This is a genomic window from Burkholderia sp. LFS061 (genome assembly GCF_047978125.1).
Classification (GTDB): Bacteria; Pseudomonadota; Gammaproteobacteria; order Burkholderiales; family Burkholderiaceae; genus Burkholderia; species Burkholderia pyrrocinia_C.
In genome coordinates, this window is sequence record NZ_JBFPFS010000062.1 from 1 (window position 1) to 22,297 (window position 22,297).

General features: G+C 66.1%; 25 protein-coding genes and 1 pseudogene. 5 read left to right on the forward strand and 21 right to left on the reverse strand.

Annotated elements, in window-relative coordinates; translation table 11 throughout:
* From ACNQQL_RS32725 to ACNQQL_RS32750, 6 genes and pseudogenes are all read right to left on the reverse strand, one after another.
* Positions 1-1,338, reverse strand: a 1,338-nt coding sequence (locus tag ACNQQL_RS32725) for a DUF2334 domain-containing protein (RefSeq protein ID WP_347068465.1), incomplete at its 3' end; no start/stop codon positions are given.
* A 12-nt stretch (positions 1,339-1,350) separates the two neighbouring features.
* Positions 1,351-1,656 (reverse strand): hypothetical protein, encoded by a 306-nt coding sequence (locus ACNQQL_RS32730; protein WP_347068467.1) that lies wholly within the window; start codon positions 1,654-1,656, stop codon positions 1,351-1,353.
* Between the two features lie 264 nt (positions 1,657-1,920).
* Positions 1,921-2,190 (reverse strand): annotated as a pseudogene (locus ACNQQL_RS32735) (hypothetical protein); the annotation flags it as partial.
* A 119-nt stretch (positions 2,191-2,309) separates the two neighbouring features.
* Positions 2,310-3,104: an ABC transporter ATP-binding protein gene (locus tag ACNQQL_RS32740; RefSeq protein ID WP_111016055.1), complete on the reverse strand. Its 795-nt coding sequence runs from the start codon at positions 3,102-3,104 to the stop codon at positions 2,310-2,312.
* Position 3,105: 1 nt separating this feature from the next.
* Positions 3,106-4,002, reverse strand: coding sequence for an ABC transporter permease (locus ACNQQL_RS32745; RefSeq protein WP_072437268.1), 897 nt, complete (start codon positions 4,000-4,002; stop codon positions 3,106-3,108).
* Positions 4,003-4,140: 138 nt separating this feature from the next.
* Positions 4,141-5,106, reverse strand: coding sequence for an ABC transporter substrate-binding protein (locus tag ACNQQL_RS32750; protein WP_347068470.1), 966 nt, complete (start codon positions 5,104-5,106; stop codon positions 4,141-4,143).
* A gap of 334 nt (positions 5,107-5,440) precedes the next feature.
* Between ACNQQL_RS32750 and ACNQQL_RS32755 the strand changes: the two genes are divergently transcribed.
* The gene (locus ACNQQL_RS32755; RefSeq protein ID WP_047899082.1) at positions 5,441-5,749 is read left to right on the forward strand and encodes a VF_A0006 family four-cysteine protein; all 309 of its coding nucleotides are present in this window, start codon (positions 5,441-5,443) and stop codon (positions 5,747-5,749) included.
* Between the two features lie 112 nt (positions 5,750-5,861).
* Here ACNQQL_RS32755 and ACNQQL_RS32760 read toward each other — a convergent pair whose 3' ends face one another.
* Both ACNQQL_RS32760 and ACNQQL_RS32765 read right to left on the reverse strand, forming a co-directional pair.
* Positions 5,862-6,677, reverse strand: coding sequence for a MetQ/NlpA family ABC transporter substrate-binding protein (locus ACNQQL_RS32760; protein ID WP_347068472.1), 816 nt, complete (start codon positions 6,675-6,677; stop codon positions 5,862-5,864).
* 208 nt (positions 6,678-6,885) lie between these two features.
* Positions 6,886-8,523, reverse strand: coding sequence for a methyl-accepting chemotaxis protein (locus tag ACNQQL_RS32765; RefSeq protein ID WP_347068474.1), 1,638 nt, complete (start codon positions 8,521-8,523; stop codon positions 6,886-6,888).
* A 210-nt stretch (positions 8,524-8,733) separates the two neighbouring features.
* On the opposite strand from ACNQQL_RS32765, the gene ACNQQL_RS32770 reads away from it, so the two are divergent.
* Positions 8,734-9,024, forward strand: a complete 291-nt coding sequence (locus tag ACNQQL_RS32770) for a YciI family protein (RefSeq protein WP_034179097.1) — start codon at positions 8,734-8,736, stop codon at positions 9,022-9,024.
* A gap of 137 nt (positions 9,025-9,161) precedes the next feature.
* On the opposite strand, the gene ACNQQL_RS32775 is transcribed toward ACNQQL_RS32770, so the two are convergent.
* The 5 genes from ACNQQL_RS32775 to ACNQQL_RS32795 are packed head-to-tail and all read right to left on the reverse strand — an operon-like array spanning position 9,162 to position 13,241.
* Positions 9,162-9,779, reverse strand: a complete 618-nt coding sequence (locus tag ACNQQL_RS32775; RefSeq protein WP_072437271.1) for an SCO family protein — start codon at positions 9,777-9,779, stop codon at positions 9,162-9,164.
* Between the two features lie 18 nt (positions 9,780-9,797).
* The gene (gene cyoE, locus ACNQQL_RS32780; RefSeq protein ID WP_034179099.1) at positions 9,798-10,700 is read right to left on the reverse strand and encodes a heme o synthase; all 903 of its coding nucleotides are present in this window, start codon (positions 10,698-10,700) and stop codon (positions 9,798-9,800) included.
* Positions 10,701-10,708: 8 nt separating this feature from the next.
* Complete coding sequence (locus ACNQQL_RS32785) at positions 10,709-11,821, reverse strand: COX15/CtaA family protein (protein ID WP_347068477.1); 1,113 nt, start codon at positions 11,819-11,821, stop codon at positions 10,709-10,711.
* Positions 11,822-11,846: 25 nt separating this feature from the next.
* Positions 11,847-12,470 (reverse strand): cytochrome C oxidase subunit I, encoded by a 624-nt coding sequence (locus ACNQQL_RS32790; protein WP_347068479.1) that lies wholly within the window; start codon positions 12,468-12,470, stop codon positions 11,847-11,849.
* Between the two features lie 60 nt (positions 12,471-12,530).
* Positions 12,531-13,241, reverse strand: coding sequence for an SURF1 family protein (locus tag ACNQQL_RS32795; RefSeq protein WP_347068481.1), 711 nt, complete (start codon positions 13,239-13,241; stop codon positions 12,531-12,533).
* Between the two features lie 84 nt (positions 13,242-13,325).
* On the opposite strand from ACNQQL_RS32795, the gene ACNQQL_RS32800 reads away from it, so the two are divergent.
* Positions 13,326-13,535, forward strand: coding sequence for a twin transmembrane helix small protein (locus tag ACNQQL_RS32800; RefSeq protein ID WP_034179103.1), 210 nt, complete (start codon positions 13,326-13,328; stop codon positions 13,533-13,535).
* 187 nt (positions 13,536-13,722) lie between these two features.
* On the opposite strand, the gene ACNQQL_RS32805 is transcribed toward ACNQQL_RS32800, so the two are convergent.
* The 8 genes from ACNQQL_RS32805 to ACNQQL_RS32840 all read right to left on the reverse strand — a co-directional run bounded on the left by ACNQQL_RS32805 (position 13,723) and on the right by ACNQQL_RS32840 (position 20,807).
* Positions 13,723-14,580, reverse strand: a complete 858-nt coding sequence (locus tag ACNQQL_RS32805; protein WP_072437276.1) for a cytochrome c oxidase subunit 3 — start codon at positions 14,578-14,580, stop codon at positions 13,723-13,725.
* Between the two features lie 138 nt (positions 14,581-14,718).
* The gene (locus tag ACNQQL_RS32810) at positions 14,719-14,919 is read right to left on the reverse strand and encodes a DUF2970 domain-containing protein (RefSeq protein WP_047899090.1); all 201 of its coding nucleotides are present in this window, start codon (positions 14,917-14,919) and stop codon (positions 14,719-14,721) included.
* Between the two features lie 16 nt (positions 14,920-14,935).
* Positions 14,936-15,544 carry a cytochrome c oxidase assembly protein gene (locus tag ACNQQL_RS32815; RefSeq protein ID WP_072437278.1) on the reverse strand — a complete coding sequence of 203 codons (609 nt, stop codon included), beginning with the start codon at positions 15,542-15,544 and terminating at the stop codon, positions 14,936-14,938.
* Between the two features lie 35 nt (positions 15,545-15,579).
* Complete coding sequence (locus ACNQQL_RS32820; RefSeq protein WP_347068485.1) at positions 15,580-15,720, reverse strand: cytochrome oxidase small assembly protein; 141 nt, start codon at positions 15,718-15,720, stop codon at positions 15,580-15,582.
* A gap of 91 nt (positions 15,721-15,811) precedes the next feature.
* Positions 15,812-17,419: a cytochrome c oxidase subunit I gene (ctaD, locus tag ACNQQL_RS32825; protein ID WP_034179108.1), complete on the reverse strand. Its 1,608-nt coding sequence runs from the start codon at positions 17,417-17,419 to the stop codon at positions 15,812-15,814.
* 43 nt (positions 17,420-17,462) lie between these two features.
* Positions 17,463-19,064 carry a cytochrome c oxidase subunit II gene (gene coxB / locus ACNQQL_RS32830; RefSeq protein ID WP_347068487.1) on the reverse strand — a complete coding sequence of 534 codons (1,602 nt, stop codon included), beginning with the start codon at positions 19,062-19,064 and terminating at the stop codon, positions 17,463-17,465.
* A 57-nt stretch (positions 19,065-19,121) separates the two neighbouring features.
* Positions 19,122-19,646 (reverse strand): DUF2244 domain-containing protein, encoded by a 525-nt coding sequence (locus ACNQQL_RS32835; protein ID WP_347068507.1) that lies wholly within the window; start codon positions 19,644-19,646, stop codon positions 19,122-19,124.
* 195 nt (positions 19,647-19,841) lie between these two features.
* A complete protein-coding gene (locus ACNQQL_RS32840; protein ID WP_072437281.1) occupies positions 19,842-20,807 on the reverse strand; it encodes a methyltransferase domain-containing protein in 966 nt (321 codons plus the stop codon).
* 83 nt (positions 20,808-20,890) lie between these two features.
* On the opposite strand from ACNQQL_RS32840, the gene ACNQQL_RS32845 reads away from it, so the two are divergent.
* Positions 20,891-21,694 carry a ComF family protein gene (locus tag ACNQQL_RS32845; RefSeq protein WP_347068490.1) on the forward strand — a complete coding sequence of 268 codons (804 nt, stop codon included), beginning with the start codon at positions 20,891-20,893 and terminating at the stop codon, positions 21,692-21,694.
* A 110-nt stretch (positions 21,695-21,804) separates the two neighbouring features.
* A complete protein-coding gene (trmL, locus tag ACNQQL_RS32850; RefSeq protein WP_347068492.1) occupies positions 21,805-22,275 on the forward strand; it encodes a tRNA (uridine(34)/cytosine(34)/5-carboxymethylaminomethyluridine(34)-2'-O)-methyltransferase TrmL in 471 nt (156 codons plus the stop codon).
* The last annotated feature ends 22 nt before the right edge of the window (positions 22,276-22,297 follow it).

Consider the following 22,297-nt stretch of genomic DNA (forward strand, 5'->3'; position numbering starts at 1 on the left):
CCCGGCCGAAAAGTCCTGGTTGGGCGCCCCCGTTCCGATTTGAGGATTGGTCGCGGTGTAGTAGACGGCCCGCTGGAACGTCGTCGGGAACGTGAGGGCGGTGGCCGCCGCCGCATTCGGTGACATCTGGTACTGCGGCGCAGCCCAGCCGACGATCTTGTAGCCGTTGGTCGTGAACTCGAGTATGCCCTCGGCCATCCTGCCTTCCGCCCATTGAACGGAGTCCTCATCGACGGGACGGTTCTGGACCGCATACCAGAACTCATAGTCGCTGCCGCTGACCGCGGTGAGAAGATTCGGCGTCGAATCGTACTGGTGCGTATAGCCGTGCATCACGATCGAGCCGCCGTGCGCTATTGCGTAGTTCAACGCGCTCATGAGGCCCGTTGCCTGCGCAAGATGGATCGTCTCCGGGACGCCGCCGGTGTAATAGCCGTTCGGATCCGTATACACGGGAATGGTGGCCATCGTGAACGGAATCTGCTTCGAATACAGGTAATTCGTCAGCGTTGTCATCGAACTCGTCGTCGTATACGCGTCGAGGTCCTCCAGACGTACGAGAGCACGGTGATTCACCGGTGCATTGGTCTGCAGGATGTCGTGCAGGATGTCGCATATCACCAGGTATCGATCTGTCGGACCGATGAAGGAAAATGGCACATCCGCGAAATACCAGAGCTTGCCCGAACGCATGACGTATGGCGTGGTTGCGCCGGTCTTGCTGTTCTTGATGGTGACGAGTGCCTGCGCCTTGGTGGCATCGACGACCTGGGTCAGCCCGACATCCGGGTCCGCATTGATGGCGCCGGATGATGCGTCATAGGCGTAGTACTTGACCATCGGCAGGTTCTTGTACGTGACCGTGTCGTAGAAGCCGGGATTCGGATTGCTCGACGAAGGCGGCGCGTTCAACCCGGCAATGCCGAGAAAGCTGAACCCGAAGGTCTGATTGAAGGTATAGGCCGTGTTCCATGCAAGCTGCCACAAGTTGTATTTGAACCAGACCACGGTCTTCGTTGCGGTCATCACGTCACTCATGAACGCCGTCGGAATCGGGTTGTTGTAGTAGTCGCCGATGTAGAACGTGACGTCGTGGTTCGCGACCATTCCGGCCGTGTAGTTCTGTATCGGAACCAGGTCGACCGTCGCGTTGAAATGGCCAAGCAGGTTCCTCAACATGATGCTGTACATCAGGCCGAGCTTCGAATACGGGTCGTTGGCCGGATTGTCGTACAGCACGAGCGTACGTGCCGTGGTGACCTGCGCGTGCGCCGTGCCCGGCAACGTCATTTGCGCGAGTCCGGCAAGCAGGGCGATGACAAGCAGGATCTTTTTCATGGCCGTTTCTCCCTAGTCGCGTTGCACGTTGCCGCCGGCTTTCTTGACAGACTTCCTGTCGAACTTGGGGCGCCCCGTCTCCTTGTATGCCTTCTCCCATTCCTCGTCGGACATACCCGGCTTCACCTTGACCTGGGCGGAACCGTTGGGTAACGGAGGCGGCTTGATCTTTACCGCAGACGAATTGCCCTTCTCCTGCGCATTCGCATCCTGAACAGCGACGGCGAAGGCGAGCACGGAGATTAATGTGACGAGTGATCCAACGGTGCTCAGTCCGTTCCGAAAATATCGATTGCGATGAGAAAGCATGATTTTCATCCTTCGGCATGCGAAATAATTTCCACCCGTTATGGAAACGAGCACGATGATGTGCCAGTCATAATCGGGTCGTTATGTCGTTATTTGTTGCGTGCTTGATACCGGATAAAAATCCGGAATCGGATAGTTTTGCTTTCAAGCTAGAACCGTACCAACCGTCGCAAATTGGCATAGGACCAAGGCACCGAAGTCGGCACGCCATGGCAATCCGAAATTGTTTAGAAAAAAACGTTTCAGGTGTGCAACGTATCCGCTGTCGCTGCCGTCATCCATCGCGCGTGCGTGCAGCGTGAGCGCGGCCCATGTGCGATCACCGAACACGCGCGCAACCCATTCGACCTGGGGCTCGAGCCTCTGCGCGCTGGCCGGGAAGTCTGGCGACAGGATCGCGATGCAATCGGGCAGGCCACGCAGGCGCTAAGGGGGCTTTCTGATGCTCGTGATCGAGCTGCGCCAGGCATGCGTGCCGAGCGAAACCAATTCGCAGAGGTTGCCGTGACCGTCGCGGTTCATCGCAAGCGCGGCGAATGCGATCCTCGCAACCATCCGGCCCGCTGCGACGCACACGCGCCGAATCACCCGGCCGGATCGGCACTCAAACCGGCACGATGCAACACCACATCGCGCCGGCTCGCCGCGTGCCGCCCGTCACGTCAACTCAGCAACAACGCGTCGTCGTCGAGCTGCTCGTGCCGCACCTTCTCGAACATCTGCAGCAGGTCCGGCACGTCGAGCCCCTTGCGCGCGTCGCCCGACACGTCGAGCACGACCTGTCCCTGATGCAGCATCACCGTGCGATCGCCGTAGTCGAGCGCCTGCCGCATGCTGTGCGTGACCATCATCGTCGTCAGCCGGCTCTCGGCGACGATGCGCGCGGTCAGTTCCAGCACGAACGCAGCCGTCTTCGGGTCGAGCGCGGCCGTGTGCTCGTCGAGCAGCAGGATCCGCGACGGCCGCAGCGACGCCATCAGCAGGCTCACGGCCTGCCGCTGGCCGCCCGACAGCAGCCCGATCCGGTCGGTCAGCCGGTTCTCGAGACCGAGGTTCAGGAGCCGCAGCTTGTCGCGGAACAGCTCGCGCGACGGCCGGTCGAGCGCGGCCCGGAAGCCGCGCCGCACGCCGCGCGCCGTCGCGAGCGCCATGTTCTCCTCGATCGTCAGCGCCTCGCAGGTGCCGGCCATCGGATCCTGGAACACGCGCGCGACGAGGTGCGCGCGGTCCCACGCGGGCTGGCGCGTGACGTCCGCGCCATCGATCGAGATGCGCCCCGCATCGACGCGCTGGTCGCCGCTGACCGCATTGAGGAAGGTCGACTTGCCGGCGCCGTTCGAGCCGATCACCGCGACGAACTGGCCGTCGGGAATCTCGAGCGACAGCCCGCGCAGCGCGCGCGTCTCGATCGGCGTGCCGGGATTGAACGTGAGTTTCAGGTCTTGTGCGGACAGCATGTCATGCCCCTCCGTTCTTGCGCGCGAACAGCTTCTTGCGTGTCGCCGGCAGCACCAGCGCGATCGTGACGAGCGCGGCCGTCACGAGGTTCAGGTCCTGCGCCTTCAGGCCGATGAATTCGCTGTTCAGCGCGAGCGCGATGAAGAAGCGGTAGACGATCGCGCCGAGCACGACGGCGAGCGTCGTCAGCACCAGCCGGCGCGCGGGCAGCAGCGTCTCGCCGATGATCACCGCGGCCAGCCCGATCACGATCGTGCCGATCCCCATCGAGATGTCCGCGCCGCCCTGCGTCTGCGCGAACAGCGCGCCTGCGAGCGCGACGAGCGCGTTCGACAGCGCCATCCCGGCAAGCGTCGCGCGGCCGGTTGCGATGCCCTGGGCACGCGCCATCCGCGGGTTCGCGCCGGTCGCGCGCATCGCGAGGCCGAGCTGCGACGAGAAGAACCAGTCGAGGCCGAGCTTCGCGACCACGACGACGATCGCGAGCAGCGCCGGACGCAGCACGTAGTCGGGCATCCAGTCGGGCTGCAGCACGGTGAACAGCGTCGGCTCGGTGATCAGCGGCACGTTCGGCCGGCCCATGATCCGCAGATTCACCGAATACAGCGCGATCATCATCAGGATGCTGGCGAGCAGATCCATGATCTTCAGGCGCACGTTGAGCCAGCCCGTGATGAAGCCGGCCGCCGCGCCCGCGACGATCGCGAGCACCGTCGCGGAGAACGGGTCGTAGCCGGCCGAGATCAGCGTCGCGGCGACGGCGCCGCCGAGCGGAAAACTGCCGTCGACGGTGAGGTCGGGGAAGTTGAGGATGCGAAACGAGATCAGCACCCCGAGGGCGACGAGACTGAAGATCAGGCCGATCTCCAGCGCGCCCAGAAACGAGAACAGAGACATGATGGGGAAATCCTGTTGCTTCCCGGCCGGACGTGTACGGCCGGGCGAAGCGAACGGGCGGCCCCGGGTGGGAGCCGCCCGTCCGGCGGTGTCGTTCGGGCCCGGATCGGGCCCGCAAGCGCGGCGGTCGGCCGCGGCTTACTTGATGACCGTCTTCGCGTCCTTCAAGAGATCCGGCGACAGCGTGACGCCCTGCTTCGCGGCCGCGCCCGTGTTCGCGAACAGCTCGAGGTTGCTGCTCGTCTCCGACGCGATCGCGCCCGGCTTCTCGCCCTTCAGGATGCGCGCGACGACCTTGCCCGTCTGGCGGCCGAGGTCGCCGTAGTTGATGCCGAGCGCCGCGATGCCGCCGCGCTTCACGCTGTCGGTGTCGCCGGCGACGAGCGGGATCTTCGCTTCGTTCGCGACCTTCACGAGCGCTTCGTACGCGGACACGACGTTGTTGTCGGTGTTCGTGTAGATCACGTCGACCTTGCCGATCAGGCTCTTCGCGGCCGGGCCGATGTCGACGGTACGCGGTGCGGCCGCTTCCTTCAGCGTCATCCCCTGCTTCGCGAGAATCTCCTTGAGCTCCTTCACGACGACGACCGAATTCGCCTCGCCCGGGTTGTAGACCATGCCGACCGTCTTCGCATTCGGCACGACGCGCTTGATCAGCGCGACCTGGCGATCGAGCGGCAGCTTGTCGGACACACCCGTCACGTTTGTGCCCGACGGGCCCCAGCCCTTCACGAGCTGCGCGGCGACCGGGTCGGTCACGCCCGAATAGACGACCGGCACGCTCTTCGTCGCCGCGACGACCGACTGCGCGGCCGGCGTCGCGATCGCGACGATCACGTCGGGCTTGTCGCCGACGAACTTGCGCGCGATCTGCGCGGCCGTGCCCGTGTTGCCCTGCGCGCTCTGGTATTCCCACTTGAGCTTGTCGTCGCCGTAGCCTTCCGCCTTCAGTTCGGCGCGCACGCCGTCGCGGATCGCGTCGAGCGCCGGATGGTCGACGATCGACAGCACCTTGACGGTCTGCGCGTGCGCGGCGCCTGCCAGCGCGAGTGCGGCCACGCCGGCCGCGATCGAACGGATCGCGAAAGTCTTGAATCGCTTCATGGGTGAGTCTCCCCCGTATTGTGTCGGTTCTGGATGATGGATTCCCGCCGCCGTCAGGCGGGCTCCGCCGCGCGTAAAACTCGGCGGCGGCCGGCCCGCGCGCACCCCGGGAAGGTGCGTAGCGGCGAACGCACGAGGATACCATTTCCGCAGACCACCGCCTGACTCCGCGCTTTCGCCCGGCGCGCCGGATTGCGCTGCCCGCCGGTGCCCGCAACCGCGCGCGAAGCCCGGCCGGCGGCGGCTCCCGCCGGCATCGGCGCAACGCGTCAGCCGCGTTGACGGCTTTACGTTATGCTGTCGGCCGACCCAGGCGACACCATCGGAGGGGCACATGAAACGGGGAGTCCGTGCAATCGCATTCGCGGCCGTCGCGCTGGCGCTGCCGGGCGCGGCGTTCGCGCTGACCGACGGCTATGCGCAATACGACGAGTGCATGCTCGGCGCGCTGCGCGAAAGCCGCAACGGCGCGGCGGCCCAACTGATCCAGCGCTCCTGCGACGCGCTGTACCGCAACAACGCGATGCTGCTGCCGCGCGAGCGGCGCTTTCACGAGTGCGTCGTGCAGTCGCTGCCGGGTGTGCGCGACAACTATGCGATCCAGCAGATCATGGCGATCTGCTCGCGGCGCGGCGACATGTAATCCGGCATCGAACGCGGCGCACCGCGCGGCCGTCCACCGGCCGCGCCAATGAAAAAGGGCCTGCGCGCGACGCAGGCCCTTTTCGTTCGGCGGTCCGATCGGTGTGCGGCGTTCAGAACGACGCGACCATCGAGCCCTTGAACTGCTTCTTGATGAATTCCCGCACTTCCGGCGACTGGTACGCCTTGACCAGCTTCTTCACCCACGGCTGATCCTTGTCCTTCGCGCGCACGGCGATCAGGTTCGCGTACGGGCTCGTCAGCGCTTCGAGCGCGATCGCGTCCTTGGTCGGCTGCAGGTTCGCGGCCAGCGCGTAGTTCGTGTTGATCACGGCCGCGTCGACGTCCGACAGCACGCGCGGCAGTTGCGCGGCGTCGAGCTCGGAGATCTTCAGCTTCTTCGGGTTCTCGGCGATGTCGAGCACCGTCGCGTTGTTGCCGCCCGTGCCGGCGCCCGACTTCAGCTTGATCACGCCTTGCGTCTGCAGCAGCAGCAGCGCGCGGTTCTCGTTCGACGGATCGTTCGGCACCGCGAGCTTCGCGCCTTGCGGCAGGTCCTTCAGCGACTTGAACTTCTTCGAATACACGCCGATCGGCGAGATGTAGGTCAGGCCCGCGCTGACGATCTTGTAGCCGCGCTGCTTCACCTGGCTGTCGAGGTAGGGCTGGTGCTGGAAGCTGTTCGCGTCGAGGTCGCCCGAGTCGAGCGCCGCGTTCGGCTGCACGTAGTCGTTGAACTCGATGACCTTCACGTTCAGGCCTTCCTTCTCCTTCGCGACCTTCTGCACGAGCTGCCACACTTCCGCATCCGGGCCGGCGACCGTGCCGACCTTGATCACCTTGTCCTCGGCGTGCACGCCTGCCGACAGCGTCAGCGCTGCACCGGCGGCCAGCACGGAAAATACCTTCAGGAGACTGCGACGCTTCATCTGTTTCTCGCTTTCTTGCTTACTGGAAATGGGGCGCGATACGGGTATCCCCCGACTCGCTGGAAGGGGCAAATGGTGTCACAGGATCGGCGGGAAGTGAAATACATCCCGCTCATATGGGTATGCACCGCAGCGGTGCCGGCGACGGATGCACGGCTTGGCCGTTAGTTGCGTCTCGCCTATCGCGCATCGGCCTCGGCCGTACGCGTCACGCCACCACTGCGCCGTCGGCCGCCTTCGTGCCGAACGCGGGTTCGGCCGCCCGCTCGCCGGCCCGCCGCGACGATATGCCGCCGGCATCGCCGACCCGGAACGCGCCGACCGCGTCGCGCAGCCGCGCGGCCTGCTCCTGCAGCGACGCGGCGGCGGCCGCGGCTTCCTCGACGAGCGCCGCGTTCTGCTGCGTCACCTGATCCATTTGCGTGACCGCGCGCCCGACCTGCGTGATGCCGCTCGCCTGCTCCTCGGACGCGGCCGCGATCTCGCCCATGATGTCGGTCACGCGCGCGACGGCCTGCAGGATCTCGCCCATCGTCGTGCCGGCCTGGCCGACCAGCGTCGAACCGTTGCGCACGCGCTCGACCGAGTCGACGATCAACGCGCGAATCTCCTTCGCGGCCGTCGCGCTGCGCTGCGCGAGCGAGCGCACCTCGCCCGCGACCACCGCGAAGCCGCGGCCCTGCTCGCCCGCACGCGCGGCCTCGACCGCCGCGTTCAGCGCGAGGATGTTGGTCTGGAATGCGATGCCCTCGATCACGCCGATGATGTCGGCGATCTTGCGCGAGCTGTCGTCGATCTCGCCCATCGTGCCGATCACGCGGTTCACGACGTCGCTCCCCGTGCGCGCGATGTCCGACGCGTTGTTCGCGAGCCCGCTCGCCTGCCGCGCGTTGTCGGCGTTCTGCTTCACCGTCGCGGTCAGCTGCTCCATGCTCGCGGCCGTTTCCTCCAGCGACGCGGCCTGCTCCTCGGTGCGCTGCGACAGGTCGTCGTTGCCGGCCGAGATCTCCCGGCTCGCCGACGCGATCGATTCGGCCGACAGGCGAATCCCGCCGATCGTCGCCTGCAGCCGTGTCTGCATGTCGCGCATCGCGGCCATCATGCTCGTGCGGTCGCCCGCGCGCACGGGCACCAGCTGCGTCAGGTCGCCCTGCGCGATGCGCGTCGCGAGCGCGGCCGCTTCGTCGGGTTCGCCGCCGAGGCTGGCGCGCACGTTGCGGATGATCACCAGCATCGCCGTGCTGATCACGAAGCCGATCACGAACACGACCGCGAGGTGGCCGAGCAGCGTACGGTAGTAGATGGTGTCGATGTCCTTCAGGAACACGCCGCTCGATATGTTCCAGTCCCACGGCGCGAACCGCGTGACGTAGCTGATCTTCGGCACGGCGGTTTCGCTGTGCGGCAGCCGCCCGCGATATTCGGCGAAGCCGCTGCCGGTCGCCTTCGCGGCGTTCAGGATCGTGACGAACAGCGGCTTGCCGTCCGGATCGAGATAATCGCCGACCTGCGTGCCGACCAGCTTCGGCAGCGTCGGATGCATCAGCACGACCGGTTTCGAGTCCATCACGAACACGTAGCCCGAATCGCCGTAGCGCATCGCGGCAAGGCTCGCGAGCGCGTCGCGCTTCGCGTCGGCCTCGGGCAGCGTGCCGCTCTGCGCGAGCGCGTGATACGCCGCCACGATGCCGGCCGCCGAGTCGACGAGATTCGCGATGCCGGCCTTGCGTTCGGCGAGCATCGTCGCGCGCGTCTCGTAGGCGCTCCAGGCGCCGACGCCCAGCAGACCGATCCATACCAGCGCAAGCGCGAGCCACAGCTTGCGGTTCAAACTCATTCTGCTCATCTGCGTGCCTTTATCGATGTCGGTGCACACGATGCGCACGAACGGCCTGCCGCGCGCAAACGGTTGCCCTTGCATTTACGGCAACGAGGCTTACAACTTGAATACGCGCCGATGCGGAACGGACGGCCCCGGCGCGACAGCCCGCATCCGCTGTGCTACAAAGACCGGCTGGCCGGCGCGCGACGCGCCGGCGCCATTCCGGGGCCATCCATGTACGTCATCGACATCCACTACACCGCATCGCTCGAGCGCATCGACGACGCGCTCGAACGCCACCGTGCGTATCTGCAGCCGCTGTTCGACAAGGGCATCTTCATCGCGGCGGGGCCGAAGGTGCCGCGCGAAGGCGGCGTGATCCTCGCGGCCCGCATCGATCGCGACGAACTCGACGCGATCCTGAAGACCGACCCGTTCGTCACCGAGGGGCTCGCGACGTATCGCGTGACGGAATTCCGGATCACGCGCGCCGCATCCGGCTTCAACGTGCCGGCGCTGCCGTAACGCGCCACCTGCGCGGCACGCGTGCCGACGCGCCGCGCGGCGGGCGGCACATGCAAACGACAACGGGAAGAGAGAAAGCGTGACGGCGCGAAACGGCCGTCACACGATCGCCGGGCCGGGCGCCCGGCGAATGCCGGTCAGTCGACCAGCAGCTTCAGGTCGTGAACCCACGGGCCGGGGCCCTGGCCGTCGCGCACGAACAGGCGGAGCTTGCCGTCGCGATCGAACACGTAGCTCGCGGCGGTGTGATCCATCGTGTAGCTGCCGGGCGTCTTGCCGGGCACTTTCGCGTAGTACACGCGGAAATCCTTCGTGACCTTCTTCAGCGCCGCTTCGTCGGCCGGCCGCAGGCCGATGAACGACGGATCGAATGCAGGCACGTACTGGCCGAGCAGCGCCGGCGTGTCGCGTTCCGGATCGACGGTGACGAACAGCACCTGCACGCGCTTCGCGGCATCGGGCCCGAGCTGCTTCAGCGCCTCGGACAGTTCGGCCATCGTCGTCGGGCACACGTCCGGGCAGTGCGTATAGCCGAAGAACATCACGACCGCACGGCCCTTGAAGTCGGCGAGCGTGCGCACCTTGCCGGCCGTATCGGGCAGCGAGAAGTCGTTGCCGAACTGCGTGTTGCCGGTGATGTCGAGATTCTGGAATTTCGGCGCGTTGTCGCATCCGGCGAGCAGCAGCGCTGCCGTGAATGCGCACGCGAGCATCCAGCCTTGGCGCGCGCGGCGCCCGAACCGTGATTGGAGCATTGCGTTCAAACCGTGCGGTTACACGCCGAGCAGCGGGCGTGCATAGTGATCGACGAGCAGCGCGGCGAACAGCAGCGACAGATAGACGATCGAATAGCGGAAGGCCTTGCGGGCGAGTTCGTCCGAATAATCGCGGTAGATCTTCCACGCATACGCGAGGAACACCGCGCCGAGCAGCACCGCGCTCGTCAGGTAGACAGCCCCGCTCATCCCGGAGATGAACGGCATCAGCGTGACCGCGAACAGGATCACCGTGTACAGCAGGATGTGCAGCCGCGTGAACTTCTCGCCGTGCGTGACGGGCAGCATCGGCAGCCCCGCGCTCTCGTAATCCTTGCGGCGATAGAGCGCGAGCACCCAGAAATGCGGCGGCGTCCACACGAAGATGATCAGCACGAGGATCCACGCGTCGCCGGGCACCGCGCCGGTGACCGCGGCCCACCCGAGCGCCGGCGGCATCGCGCCCGACGCGCCGCCGATCACGATGTTCTGCGGCGTCATCGGCTTGAGCAGCAGCGTGTAGATCACCGCGTAGCCGACGAACGTCGCGATCGTCAGCCACATCGTCAGCGGGTTCGTGAACGTATAGAGCGTCCATGCGCCTGCGCTGCCGAGCACGGCCGAGAACACCAGGATCTGCGGCGTCGTGATCTCGCCGCGCGCGGACGGGCGCCATGCGGTACGCCGCATCATCGCGTCGATCTTCTGTTCGACGAGGCAGTTGATCGCGAATGCGGCGCCGGCCAGCAGCCAGATGCCGACCGTGCCGCCGATCAGCACATGCCACGGCACCATGCCCGGCGTCGCGAGGAACATGCCGATCACCGCGCAGAACACCGCGAGCTGCGTGACACGCGGCTTCGTCAGCGCCATGTACTGGGAAAAGCGGCTACCGGGCGATTGGGAGAGGGTGCTTTGCATGGGGGCGGTCACGCCGGGGCGGCGTCGCGCGCAGGCTGCGCGACACGGCCGGGGCGGCTTGAAAGGATGCGAAAGTTTAACATGACGACGAGCAGCAGCAGGATCGCGGCACCGCCGTTGTGCGCGACGGCGACCGGCAGCGGCCACTGCAGCACGATGTTGGTCAGGCCCGTCACGAACTGCAGCAGGACGACCAGCAGCACGCCGTTCGCGGGCCGCCGCAGCGATTCGAAGCGGCGCATCTTCAGCGCGAACGCGACCAGGTACGCGACCACGACGAACGCGAACGTGCGGTGCGTCCAGTGGATCGCGACCAGCGCATCCTGCGTGATCGCGTCGCCGTCCTTCGTCATCCCGAGCGCGCGCCACAGGTGGAAGCCGTGCCCGAAGTCCATCGGCGGAATCCACTGGCCGTTGCAGGTCGGGAAATCGGTACACGCGAGCACCGCGTAGTTGGTACTCACCCAGCCGCCGAGCGCGATCTGCACGACCAGCAGCACGAGCGCCGCGAGCGCGGCCGCGCGATAGCGCCCGGCCTCCGGGTCGTGAGACGGCAGCGGCGTCTGCCGCGCCGCGAGCCAGCCGAGCGTGCCGAGCAGCGTGAGGCCGAGCAGCAGGTGGATCGTGACGATTACCGGCTGCAGCTTCATCGTGACCGTCCATGCGCCGAACACGCCCTGCACGACGATCAGCAGCAACAGGCTCGTCGGCCACCACGGCGATACGTGCAGCGGGCGGCGACGCAGCCGCGCGGCCCATGCGATCACGACCTGCGCGATGATCAGCACGCCGATCGCCATCGCGAAATAGCGGTGGATCATCTCGATCCACGCCTTCGTCATGCTGACGGGGCCCGTCGGCATCGCCTGATGCGCGGCCGTGATCGCGGCATGCGCGATGAACGGCGACGACGTGCCGTAGCAGCCGGGCCAGTCGGGGCAGCCGAGCCCCGAATCGGTCAGCCGCGTGAAACCGCCGAACATCACCAGGTCGAGGGTCAGGAACGTGGTGATCCACACGAGCTTGCGGAACTTGTCGTCGTCGGCCTTCACCCACACGTACGACAGCGGCAGCAGCGCGATGCAGAAGCCGATCAGGCCGAGTTGCAGTAGATACGACATCGGAATGGTGCCTCGCTCTCTCGCCTTAGCCGATGCTCGACCACTTCAGCAGCTTCGTCACGTCCGCCTTGATCTTGCTGGGATTCGGGTCTTTCGGGAAACGCATCATCAGGTTGCCGTTCGGATCGACCATGTAGATGTGGTCGCTGTCCTTCGTGCCGGCGTCGGCCGGCAGCCACGCGGCCACCGCGGCCGGATCGGCGACGAGCCGGCGCGTGTCCGGATAGGCTTCCAGCACCTTCTGCGGCATCGCGCCCGCATCGCTGCGCAGCCATACCATCGTGAGCCGGTGCCGTTCGCCGGCCTGCGTGACGCGGATCTGGCGCATGAAATAGAGCTTCTTCGCGCACGCGTCGTCGCACGCGCTGCGATCCGTCATCACGAACAGCCACACGCCGCGCAGCGACGACAGCGGCACCGTCTTGCCGGTTTCGTCGGTGACCTGCAGATCGGCCGGGATCGGCCGCTGCGGCTCGATCAGCGTACCGTAGTTGGTCGAACCGCCCTTCGGCTTGATCACGTAATAGGTGAAGTACGACGCGAGCATCGGCGCCGCGCACACGAGACCCAGCAGCACGAGCATCCAGCGGCCGCGCTTGCGGGCCGCAGGCGACGGTGCAGCGGCCGGACCCTGACGGGAAGATTGCATGGACAAATCAGACCTCTCGAAACGAACCCGCGGCGCGTGCGCCGCGTCCTGGCATGGCGCTCACGCGCCGGCCGACTTCTTCGCCGCACGCCGCGCGGCGTACAGGCCGAAGCCGAGCGCGGCCGCCGCCATGGCCCACCACTGAAACATGTAACCGTAATTGCGCTCGACGCCGGTCGTCGCCGCCGGCCAGTCGCGCACGAGCTTGTCGCCGCCGTCGCTCGTCTGCTGGATCACGAACGGCTGCAGCGGCAGCCCGGTTTCCTTCGCATACGCGGCGACGTCCAGGTTCTGCCGGATCTTCTGGTGCGCCGCCGACCCGCCTTCGCCGAGCTCGAACGCACGCGACGCGTCGGCGCGCGCGATGCCCACGATCTCGACGTCGCCCGCGGGCGTCGCGAACGACTCGATCGCCGTGCGATCGGCGATGTTGCGCGGCAGCCAGCCGCGGTTGACGAGCACGACACCGCCGCCCGTGAGTTTAAACGGCATCACGACGTAAAAACCCGGCTGGTCGTTATACGGCCGATTGTCGAGAAACACCGCTTGCTCGGGCAGGAAGCGGCCCTTCGCACGCACGCGATGAAACTCGATCAACGCGAGCGGAATCGGCCGCGCGCCGACGTCGACCGGCACCGCATGCTCGTAGCGCACGATGCTCGCCTGCAGCGCTTCCTTCTGGTGCGCGCGGTCGCGCTGCCAGAAACCGAGACGGATCGTGACGGCGACGACGACGAGAATCAGCAGCGCAGGCAGCCAGCGAATCTTCATCGTGCGGCCCGCCGGGCACATTCGCGAAAGCGAAATGCGATAATTATCCCCTTCCTTTCGAATTGCCGTCGTCCGGTTCGCGTCATGCACATACTCGTTCCCATTGCCTTCGTCCTCATCATCGCCAGCATGGGCTCGGCGCTCTACTTCATGATGCACGACCGCGGCCACACGAAACGCATGGTCTGGTCGCTCGCCACCCGCGTCGGGCTGTCGGTCTCGCTGTTCCTGTTCATCCTGCTCGCGAACTGGATGGGCTGGATCCATTCGACCGGCCTGCCGATCGGGCGTTGACGCATTTGTCGCCGCGGCCTGCGGCAACCGATGTGACACGCTGTGACATTTAGCCGCACGATCGCGCCACCAAGTAAAAGCGCCGCCTGACTGAGTCGCGGCGGCGCCAGGGTGGTGTCGGCTCGCAACTGCCGGGCCGACACCAATGAAAACGGCCCGCGCATTGCTGCGCGGGCCGTTTTTCCATTTACAGCCAGTAGACGACGACGTACAGGCCGAGCCAGACGACGTCGACGAAGTGCCAGTACCACGCGGCGCCTTCGAATGCGAAGTGGTGATCGGGCTTGAAGTGGCCGCGGATCATCCGCACCAGCACCACCGCGAGCATCGTGCCGCCGAGGAACACGTGGAAGCCGTGGAAGCCGGTCAGCAGGAAGAACGTCGAACCGTACACGCCCGAGTTCAGCGTCAGGTTCAGTTCGTTGTACGCGTGGAAGTACTCGAAACCCTGCAGGAACAGGAAGCAGATACCGAACGCGAGCGTCGCGGCCAGCCATGCGATCGCCTTCTTGCGATGATCGTCGCGCAGCGCGTGGTGCGAGATCGTCAGCGTCACGCCCGACGACAGCAGGAATGCCGTGTTGATCGTCGGGACCGGCCACGGGCCCATCGTCTTGAAGTGACCGGCGAGCGCGGCGGGGCCTTCGTTCGGCCACACGGCGGAGAAGTCCGGCCAGATCAGCTTGTAGTCGAGGCTGCCGAGCTGGTGCAGCGCGATTTCGCGCGCATAGAACAGCGCGCCGAAGAACGCGCCGAAGAACATGACTTCGGAGAAGATGAACCAGCTCATGCTCCAGCGGTACGACTTGTCGACGTTCTTGCCGTAATGACCGCCTTCCGATTCGGCGATCGCGTCGCCGAACCAGTGATACAGCGTGAAGAGCAACCACAGCAGGCCGAGCAGCGCCGTAAACGGCGCCCAGTCGTGACCGTTGATCCACAGCGCCACCGATCCGAGCATGACCAGCAGGCCGACGGCCGCGCTGATCGGATGCTGCGACGGATGCGGCACGAAATAGTACGGGGTCTGGTTTTGACCGCTCATGCTTGATTCTCCACTTCAGTCCAATTTGTGTACCGGAAACCGCTCCGGCTTTATTTCTTGCGCGGCACGACCGCCACCGCTCTTTCCTGCACGCAGCGCCGCGGCGCTGCGCACTGCATTCTTTCGTGGCCGCGGGCCTCAGCCCACGACGGCACGCACGATCAGGATCAGCACGCCGATGAACACGCCGGCCGCGATCAACGCGACGATCAGCACGTGCAGCGGATTGAGCTGCGTCGCGTCGGCCTCCAGGTCGCGCCGCTTGCGCACCCCGAAGAACGACCACAGCACCGCTTTCACCGCCTGGCCGAACGACCCGCCCCGCTTGCCCTCCGTCATCGCCCCGTCTCCGTCGTCACGCATCCGGCTTCGCCGCGCCCTGCGCCGCGGTACTGCGCGTCGCCGGCGCCGGCGCGGCCGGCGTATTGAGCTCGAAGAACGTGTACGACAGCGTGATCGTCTTCACGTCCTTCGGCAGTTTCGGATCGATCACGAACACCACCGGCATCTTGCGCGACTCGTTCGCGGCCAGCGTCTGCTGCGTGAAGCAAAAGCATTCGATCTTCTTGAAGAACTCCGTCGCCTGCTTCGGCGCGTAGCTCGGAATCGCCTGCGCGACGACCGGCCGGCCCTGCCCGTTCGTCACGTCGTACACGATCGTCGTCAGCTCGCCCGGATGCACGTCGAGGCTGTTGTGCTCCGGCTTGAAACCGAGCGGGCCGCGCGCGTTCGCATCGAACTCGACCGACACCGTGCGGCTGGTGTCGACCTGCGAGTTCTTCACCTCGCGCTCGCTGACGTCGCGCTGCACCAGGTTGTTGATGCCGGTGATCTGGCAGATCGCCCGATACATCGGGATCAGCGCGAAGCCGAAACCGAACATCAGCCCGGCCACGACGAAGAGCTTCACCAGCATCGAACGATTGAACGCGCGATCGACGGCGCCCTCTTCCGGCTTCGACATACGACAACTTCCTCGCTACTGCGTCAGTTACTGCATCAGTGAGTGGACAGCCACCACTGCTTGATCACGACACCCACAAAAAAAACGGCGGCGATGACGAGCAGGATGAGGCCGAGCCGCTTGTTGCCCGCGCGAATCTGCTCGGGCGTTCGTCTTTCTTGTGAATTCCGATTCATCTAAAACTTCGCTCAAACTTCGCTGAAACTTCGATTCGGCGCCCGCCGCGCCTGCCTGCGCGGCAGGCAGCGGCTAAGCGCACCGTGAAACTTACTCGACGTGCGGCGGTTGCTCGAACGTGTGGAACGGAGCCGGGCTCGGCACCGTCCACTCGAGGCCCGTCGCGCCGTCCCACGGCTTGTCCGACGCCTTTTCCAGGTCGCCGCCGCCACGGTAGGCCGGCAGCGCGACCGCGAACAGGAAGTACACCTGCGCGAGGCCGAAGCCGAATGCGCCGATCGTCGCAACCTGGTTGAAGTCCGTGAACTGCGCCGGGTAGTCCGCATAGCGGCGCGGCATGCCCGCGAGGCCGACGAAGTGCATCGGGAAGAACGTCAGGTTGAAGAAGATCATCGACGCCCAGAAGTGGATCTTGCCGCGCGTCTCGTTGTACATCCAGCCCGTCCACTTCGGTGCCCAGTAGTACCAGCCCGAGAACAGCGCGAACAGCGAGCCGGCCACCAGCACGTAGTGGAAGTGCGCCACCACGAAGTAGGTGCCGTGATACTGGATGTCGAGCGGCGCCATCGCGAGCATCAGGCCCGTCAGGCCGCCGAACGTGAACACGAACAGGAAGCCGATCGCGAACAGCATCGGGGTTTCGAGCGTCATCGAACCGCGCCACATCGTCGCGAGCCAGTTGAACACCTTCACGCCCGTCGGCACGGCGATCAGCATCGTCGCGTACATGAAGAACAGCTGACCGGTGACCGGCATGCCCGTGGCGAACATGTGGTGCGCCCAGACCATGAACGACAGGATCGCGATCGAAGCCGTCGCGTACACCATCGAGCTATAGCCGAACAGCGTCTTGCGCGAGAACGCCGGGATCACCTGCGACACGATCCCGAACGCCGGCAGAATCATGATGTACACCTCGGGGTGGCCGAAGAACCAGAAGATGTGCTGGTACATCACCGGGTCGCCGCCGCCTGCCGCGTTGAAGAACGACGTGCCGAAATGGCGGTCGAACAGCACCATCGTGATCGCGCCTGCCAGAACCGGCATCACGGCGATCAGCAGGTAGGCCGTGATCAGCCACGTCCACGCGAACATCGGCATCTTCATCAGCGTCATGCCCGGCGCGCGCATGTTCAGGATCGTCACGACGATGTTGATCCCGCCCATGATCGACGACGCGCCCATGATGTGCACCGCGAAGATCGCGAAGTCCATGCCCGGGCCCATCTGCGTCGACAGCGGCGCGTACAGCGTCCAGCCGGCGGCCGTCGCGCCGCCCGGCGCGAAGAACGAGCCGACCAGCAGCACTGCCGCGACCGGCAGCAGCCAGAAGCTGAAGTTGTTCATCCGCGCGAACGCCATGTCGGACGCGCCGATCTGCAGCGGAATCATCCAGTTCGCGAAGCCGACGAACGCCGGCATGATCGCGCCGAACACCATGATCAGGCCGTGCATCGTCGTGAGTTCGTTGAAGAACTCCGGACGCATGATCTGCAGGCCCGGCTCGAACAGTTCGGCACGGATGCCGAGCGCCATCACGCCGCCCGACAGGAACATGATGAACGAGAACAGCAGGTACAGCGTACCGATGTCCTTGTGGTTGGTGGCGAACAGCCAGCGCCGCCAGCCGTGCGGCATTTCGTGCGCGTGGTCGTCGTGCGCGTGGTCCGCGGCTACGTCGTGCCCGATGCTAGACATGAGAATCTCCTAATGCGAATACGTCGACTAACTCAGCGACACGTCAAGCCGCCGGCCCGATCTCGACACGCCGGGCTTCCTTCGCGTCTGCCCCGCCCGAGATCGTTTCCGGCTTTTTGAGAATAATGTGGTCTTCCGCCACGCCTGCTGCCTTCAGCGCGTCGCGCACGGCTTGTGCGCGGTGCTTCGCCAGTTCGGCGTTCGCGTCGGCCGAGCCCGTCTTGTCGGTGAAACCCGACAGCGCGAGCTTCGCGTCCGGATGTGCCTTCGCATAGTCGGCCGCGGCGGCGATCGCCGCTTTCGCGTCGGCCGGCAGCACGCTCTTGCCCGTCTCGAAGTAGATCGTCGACAACGCGGCCGATGCCGCTGCCGACGCTGCCGCCGGCTGCTCGGCTGCGCCCGACGCGGCTTGCGCCGGTGCCGAAGCCGCTTCGGCCGGCGCCGCTGCGCCTGCCGTGTCTTCCGGCATCTTGCCGTTGCGCGCGTCAGCCACTTGCTTCGGCTGCAGCAGGTCGTTCTTGTGGTTGCCCCACGAATTACGCTCGTACGTGATGACCGATGCGATGTCGAGGTCCGACAGCGAGGCCCACGACGGCATTGCGCCCTTGCCCTGCAGCACGCGCTCGACGTGGCCGGCAATCGGGCCGTTCACGATCGGGCTGCCGTCCATCGCCGGGAATGCACCGAGGCCCTTGCCGCTCACCTGGTGGCAGGCCGCGCAGTTCGCCTTGTAGATTTCCTCGCCGTGCGCGACGAGTTCGGCCATCGTATAGACCTTGTTCGGATCGACCGCCGCGCCGGCCAGCTTGGCCTTCTGCGCGGTGACCCACTTCGCGTAGTCGTCTTCCGACAGGACAACGACCACGACCGGCATGTACGCGTGTTCCTTGCCGCACAGCTCGGTACAGAAACCGCGAAAGGTACCGACCTTGTCGGCCTTGAACCACGTGTCGCGCACGAAGCCGGGAATCGCATCCTGCTTCACGCCGAACGCGGGCACGTACCACGAGTGGACGACGTCGTTCGCGGTCGTGATGATGCGGATCTTCTTGTTGACCGGCACGACGAGCGGGTTGTCGACTTCCTGCAGATAGGTGTCGGTGATCGGCTTCTTGCCCATCACTTCGTCGCGCGGGGTGGTCAGCGTCGACAGGAAGCCGATGCCTTCGCCCGGGCCCTTCACGTAGTCGTAGCCCCACTTCCACTGGTAGCCGGTGACCTTGATCGTGAGATCGGCGTTGGTCGTGTCCTTCATCGCGACGACGGCCTTCGTCGCCGGCAGCGCCATCAGCACGACGATGACGAACGGCACGATCGTCCAGATGATCTCGACGGTCGTGCTTTCATGGAAATTGGCGGCCTTGTGGCCTTTGGATTTGCGGTGCGCGAAGATCGAATAGAACATCACGCCGAACACGCCGACGAAGATCACCGTACACAGGATCAGCATCATCGTGTGGAGATCGTAGAGCTCCTCGGCGATCTTCGTGACCGGCGGCTGAAAGTTGATCTCGTTGACGCGGGGGCCGCCCGGGCTATCACCGACCGCCAGGGCGGCACCGGCAAAGAGCAATCCGCTGCATGCCAGCACGCCCGTGAGGGCTCGCTTGATTGTTTTCATAGCATCCTTACCCAAAATTTCCATTCAAACCCTCCCCCGTCGCAAGCCGCCGGCCTGTTCCCGGCCGGTGCCCGCGCCTCGTCAGCCGCAGCGCCTGAGCGACACGCGCAGTTCGTCGGCGAACTGCGCACGCTTGTACTGCGCGAGATGCTGCCCGATTACGACGGTCTGCCCGCGCGATACCAGCCGAATCGGATCGCGTGGCGTCGCGCCCGGCTCGACCCGCACCCAGCGCGGGTTGAATTCGATCTGCGTGAGCCGCTCCGCATCCATCCGCTCGATCACGAGCCGGTGCGGGAACAGCCTGATGCGTTCGTAATCGACCGCATGGCGAGCATAGATCGCGAATGCGACACCCACAGCCAGCAACTCGATTCCGGTGAAGGGCATGACGAGCCAAGCCCCCCGCCACATCAGCAACGTCGCGATCACCAGCGAGAAGCCCGCGAGCGACGCGTAAAACAGCACGAACTGGCGCGGCGACGCCGAACAGTTGCGTTTCATGAGCCAGTCTTCGAGGACCGGCTCGCCGTTCGTCGTCTCCGCCAAAACCCTCGCTGCTTCCATCGCCGCCTCACGCGAATGGCATGCGATGCATGCCTGCATCGGACTCGTCGCCCCGTATTGCGGGGACCCCGGGACGACAAGCTGACGCATTATAGGCGGGTTCAATGGCATCCACAAGCAAGCGCCTATCGCCCGCCAAGCCAAGCGCGACAAGCTTTCCGGCCATTTTGGGCGCCAATTCGACCCCGCTTTGCGCCGCTAATTTCGGACATAACAAAACCCCTCTTTACCGCTTTACCGATTCTTCGGACGCCCCTTTCCGATGTCCTCGATGCGCACGATCCCGTGCCCTTCGGCGGTCGTGCGCGGCACGGCCTTCCATGCGTGGCCGTAGATCACCTCGAAGGTCAGCGCAATCGTGCCGTCCGCGCGCCGGCGCGCTTCCAGCGCGTCGCCGAGCGCCGCGCGAAAGCGTCGCGTCGCACGCTGCGGCGCCGCCCGCTCGAACGGATAGGCGCCCCAGCGGCGCACGTCGGCCAGCAGGGAATCGGGGGATTTGTACGTGACGGTCAGCACTTCCTGGTCCATCACGGGAATCTCGAAGCCGCTTTCGACGAGCATGTCGCCGAGGTCGTGCATGTCGACGAAATCGATCACGCGCGCGGCGGGCTGTGCGATGCCGAGCGCCGCTTCGGCGTCCGTGCAGGCTGCGCGCAGCTCGCGCAGCGTGTCGGGGCCGAGCGTGCTGAACATCAGCAGCCCGTTCACGCGCAGCACGCGCTGCCATTCGGGCAGCACGGCGTCGGGGCGCGAATGCCAGTGGAGCGCGAGATTCGACCAGATCAGGTCGAACGCGCCGCCCGGGAACGGCAGCGCGGCGAAGTCGGCCTGCGCGACGCGCGGGCCGCGCTGGCCCAGCGCCCGGCCGAGCGAGGCCGGCAGCCAGCGGCGCCAGCTCGTCTGTTCGACCTCGCGCTGACCGGCCCGCGCAAGCATCGCGCCGGACAGGTCGACGCCGAATACGGGCGCTTCAGGAAAGCGCGCGCGCAGCGCCGGCAGATCGTCGCCCGGGCCGCAGCCCGCATCGAGCACGGCCGTGGGGCTCACCTTGATGTATTCGAGACGCTCGTTCATCCGCTGCGCGATCTCGCGCGGCAGGAACGCGACCGCGTCGAACGTGGCGGCACGGCGATCGAAGATCCGCCGCAGGCGCCTGGCGTCATTGGCCGGACGGCCGGTTGAAGTCGAAGCTGGGGACATGTCGGGCACACTGGCGAAGAGCCCGAAGTATACTCGCTCGCCCCGCAGGCTTCATCGAGACGGGGCCGCCAGGAGTGTTCGCGATGATCCGCAGGTCCGCTCCGCGCACGATGCGCGTCGTTTTGTCGCAGGTTCGCGCGCTGGCTGCGCGCGTCGCCGCGGTCGCGCTGCCGAATCGCTGCGCACTGTGCGGCAATTTGTCACATACCGTGATTTGCATTGCCTGCGACGCCGCGTACTGGAATGAAGCGCGGCTGCGCTGCGACGTCTGCGCGCTGCCGCTGGGTGTCGGCCAACCGCGTTCGCGCCCGCTCCGTGGCAGGCACAGCGGCGCCGGCCGCGCGACCGCGTACCGCTGCGACGCGTGCCGCACGGCCGCGCCGCCGTTCGATGCGACGCTAGCGCTCGCGGATTACCGTGCGCCGCTCGACGGGCTCGCGCGCGGTCTGAAGTTTCATGCGCGGCTCGCGCTCGGCGCCGAATTCGCGGCCCGGCTCGCCCGGCTCGTCGACGATACGCGCGGCACCGGCGGCTTCGACCTGGTCGCGCCGGTGCCGCTGTCGCACCGGCGGCTCGTCGCACGCGGCTACAACCAGGCATGGGCGATCGCGCGGCCGCTCGCGCGCCGGCTCGGCGTGCGCGCGGATGCGGCACTGCTCGCGCGGGTCGCCGACACCGCGCCGCAGTCGCGGCTCGCCCTGCGCGCGCGGCGCGACAACGTGATGTCGGCATTCGCGGTGGCCGGCGACGTCGCGGGCCGCCATGTCGCGCTCGTCGACGACGTGATGACGTCCGGCGCGACGCTCGCGGCCGCCGCGCACGCACTGAAGGCGGCGGGCGCCGCGCGCGTGACGAATCTGGTTGCGCTGCGCACCGCCAGGGATTAATTAAATAGAGAGGCCGGCCGCCTGCACGCGGCCGCGGCCGTCACGAACCTGCCGGCCGGGAACGAGCGCACATTATTGCTCCGCCCCTGCCGGCCCAGCCAAACCGAAACATGTTCAACGTCGTCCTCGTCGCTCCCGAAATTCCGCCGAACACCGGCAACGTGATCCGCCTGTGCGCCAACACCGGCGCGCACCTGCACCTGATCGAGCCGCTCGGCTTTCCGCTCGACGACGCACGGATGCGCCGCGCCGGCCTCGACTATCACGAATATGCGCAGATGCGCCTGCACCGCGACTGGGACGCATTCGTCGCGGCCGAATCGCCCGATCCCGCGCGAATGTTCGCGTTCACGACGCGCGGCTCGGGCCGCTTCCACGATCATGCGTTCCTGCCGGGCGACTGGTTCGTGTTCGGCTCGGAGACGCGCGGCCTGCCCGCCGCGCTGCTCGAACGCTTCCCGAACGAACAGCGCGTGCGCCTGCCGATGCGGCCGGACAACCGCAGCCTGAACCTGTCGAACACGGTCGCGGTGGTCGTGTTCGAGGCGTGGCGCCAGGCCGGCTTCGAAGGCGGCGCATGATGCGTGCGCGGCGCGGGCCGCG

Excerpts from the sequence above, each read along its gene's own strand:
- ACNQQL_RS32750 (WP_347068470.1), bottom strand. The coding sequence starts at position 5,106 with ATGAAGCGATTCAAGACTTTCGCGATCCGTTCGATCGCGGCCGGCGTG.
- ACNQQL_RS32770 (WP_034179097.1), top strand. The coding sequence starts at position 8,734 with ATGTACGTCATCGACATCCACTACACCGCATCGCTCGAGCGCATCGAC.
- ACNQQL_RS32760 (WP_347068472.1), bottom strand. The coding sequence starts at position 6,677 with ATGAAGCGTCGCAGTCTCCTGAAGGTATTTTCCGTGCTGGCCGCCGGT.
- ACNQQL_RS32795 (WP_347068481.1), bottom strand. The coding sequence starts at position 13,241 with ATGAAGATTCGCTGGCTGCCTGCGCTGCTGATTCTCGTCGTCGTCGCC.
- ACNQQL_RS32840 (WP_072437281.1), bottom strand. The coding sequence starts at position 20,807 with ATGTCCCCAGCTTCGACTTCAACCGGCCGTCCGGCCAATGACGCCAGG.
- ACNQQL_RS32765 (WP_347068474.1), bottom strand. The coding sequence starts at position 8,523 with ATGAGCAGAATGAGTTTGAACCGCAAGCTGTGGCTCGCGCTTGCGCTG.
- ctaD (WP_034179108.1), bottom strand. The coding sequence starts at position 17,419 with ATGTCTAGCATCGGGCACGACGTAGCCGCGGACCACGCGCACGACGAC.
- cyoE (WP_034179099.1), bottom strand. The coding sequence starts at position 10,700 with ATGCAAAGCACCCTCTCCCAATCGCCCGGTAGCCGCTTTTCCCAGTAC.
- ACNQQL_RS32785 (WP_347068477.1), bottom strand. The coding sequence starts at position 11,821 with ATGTCGTATCTACTGCAACTCGGCCTGATCGGCTTCTGCATCGCGCTG.
- ACNQQL_RS32755 (WP_047899082.1), top strand. The coding sequence starts at position 5,441 with ATGAAACGGGGAGTCCGTGCAATCGCATTCGCGGCCGTCGCGCTGGCG.
- ACNQQL_RS32820 (WP_347068485.1), bottom strand. The coding sequence starts at position 15,720 with ATGAATCGGAATTCACAAGAAAGACGAACGCCCGAGCAGATTCGCGCG.
- ACNQQL_RS32845 (WP_347068490.1), top strand. The coding sequence starts at position 20,891 with ATGATCCGCAGGTCCGCTCCGCGCACGATGCGCGTCGTTTTGTCGCAG.
- ACNQQL_RS32730 (WP_347068467.1), bottom strand. The coding sequence starts at position 1,656 with ATGAAAATCATGCTTTCTCATCGCAATCGATATTTTCGGAACGGACTG.
- ACNQQL_RS32835 (WP_347068507.1), bottom strand. The coding sequence starts at position 19,646 with ATGCAGGCATGCATCGCATGCCATTCGCGTGAGGCGGCGATGGAAGCA.
- ACNQQL_RS32815 (WP_072437278.1), bottom strand. The coding sequence starts at position 15,544 with ATGTCGAAGCCGGAAGAGGGCGCCGTCGATCGCGCGTTCAATCGTTCG.
- ACNQQL_RS32790 (WP_347068479.1), bottom strand. The coding sequence starts at position 12,470 with ATGCAATCTTCCCGTCAGGGTCCGGCCGCTGCACCGTCGCCTGCGGCC.
- ACNQQL_RS32810 (WP_047899090.1), bottom strand. The coding sequence starts at position 14,919 with ATGACGGAGGGCAAGCGGGGCGGGTCGTTCGGCCAGGCGGTGAAAGCG.
- coxB (WP_347068487.1), bottom strand. The coding sequence starts at position 19,064 with ATGGAAATTTTGGGTAAGGATGCTATGAAAACAATCAAGCGAGCCCTC.
- ACNQQL_RS32745 (WP_072437268.1), bottom strand. The coding sequence starts at position 4,002 with ATGTCTCTGTTCTCGTTTCTGGGCGCGCTGGAGATCGGCCTGATCTTC.
- ACNQQL_RS32800 (WP_034179103.1), top strand. The coding sequence starts at position 13,326 with ATGCACATACTCGTTCCCATTGCCTTCGTCCTCATCATCGCCAGCATG.
- trmL (WP_347068492.1), top strand. The coding sequence starts at position 21,805 with ATGTTCAACGTCGTCCTCGTCGCTCCCGAAATTCCGCCGAACACCGGC.
- ACNQQL_RS32740 (WP_111016055.1), bottom strand. The coding sequence starts at position 3,104 with ATGCTGTCCGCACAAGACCTGAAACTCACGTTCAATCCCGGCACGCCG.
- ACNQQL_RS32775 (WP_072437271.1), bottom strand. The coding sequence starts at position 9,779 with ATGCTCCAATCACGGTTCGGGCGCCGCGCGCGCCAAGGCTGGATGCTC.
- ACNQQL_RS32805 (WP_072437276.1), bottom strand. The coding sequence starts at position 14,580 with ATGAGCGGTCAAAACCAGACCCCGTACTATTTCGTGCCGCATCCGTCG.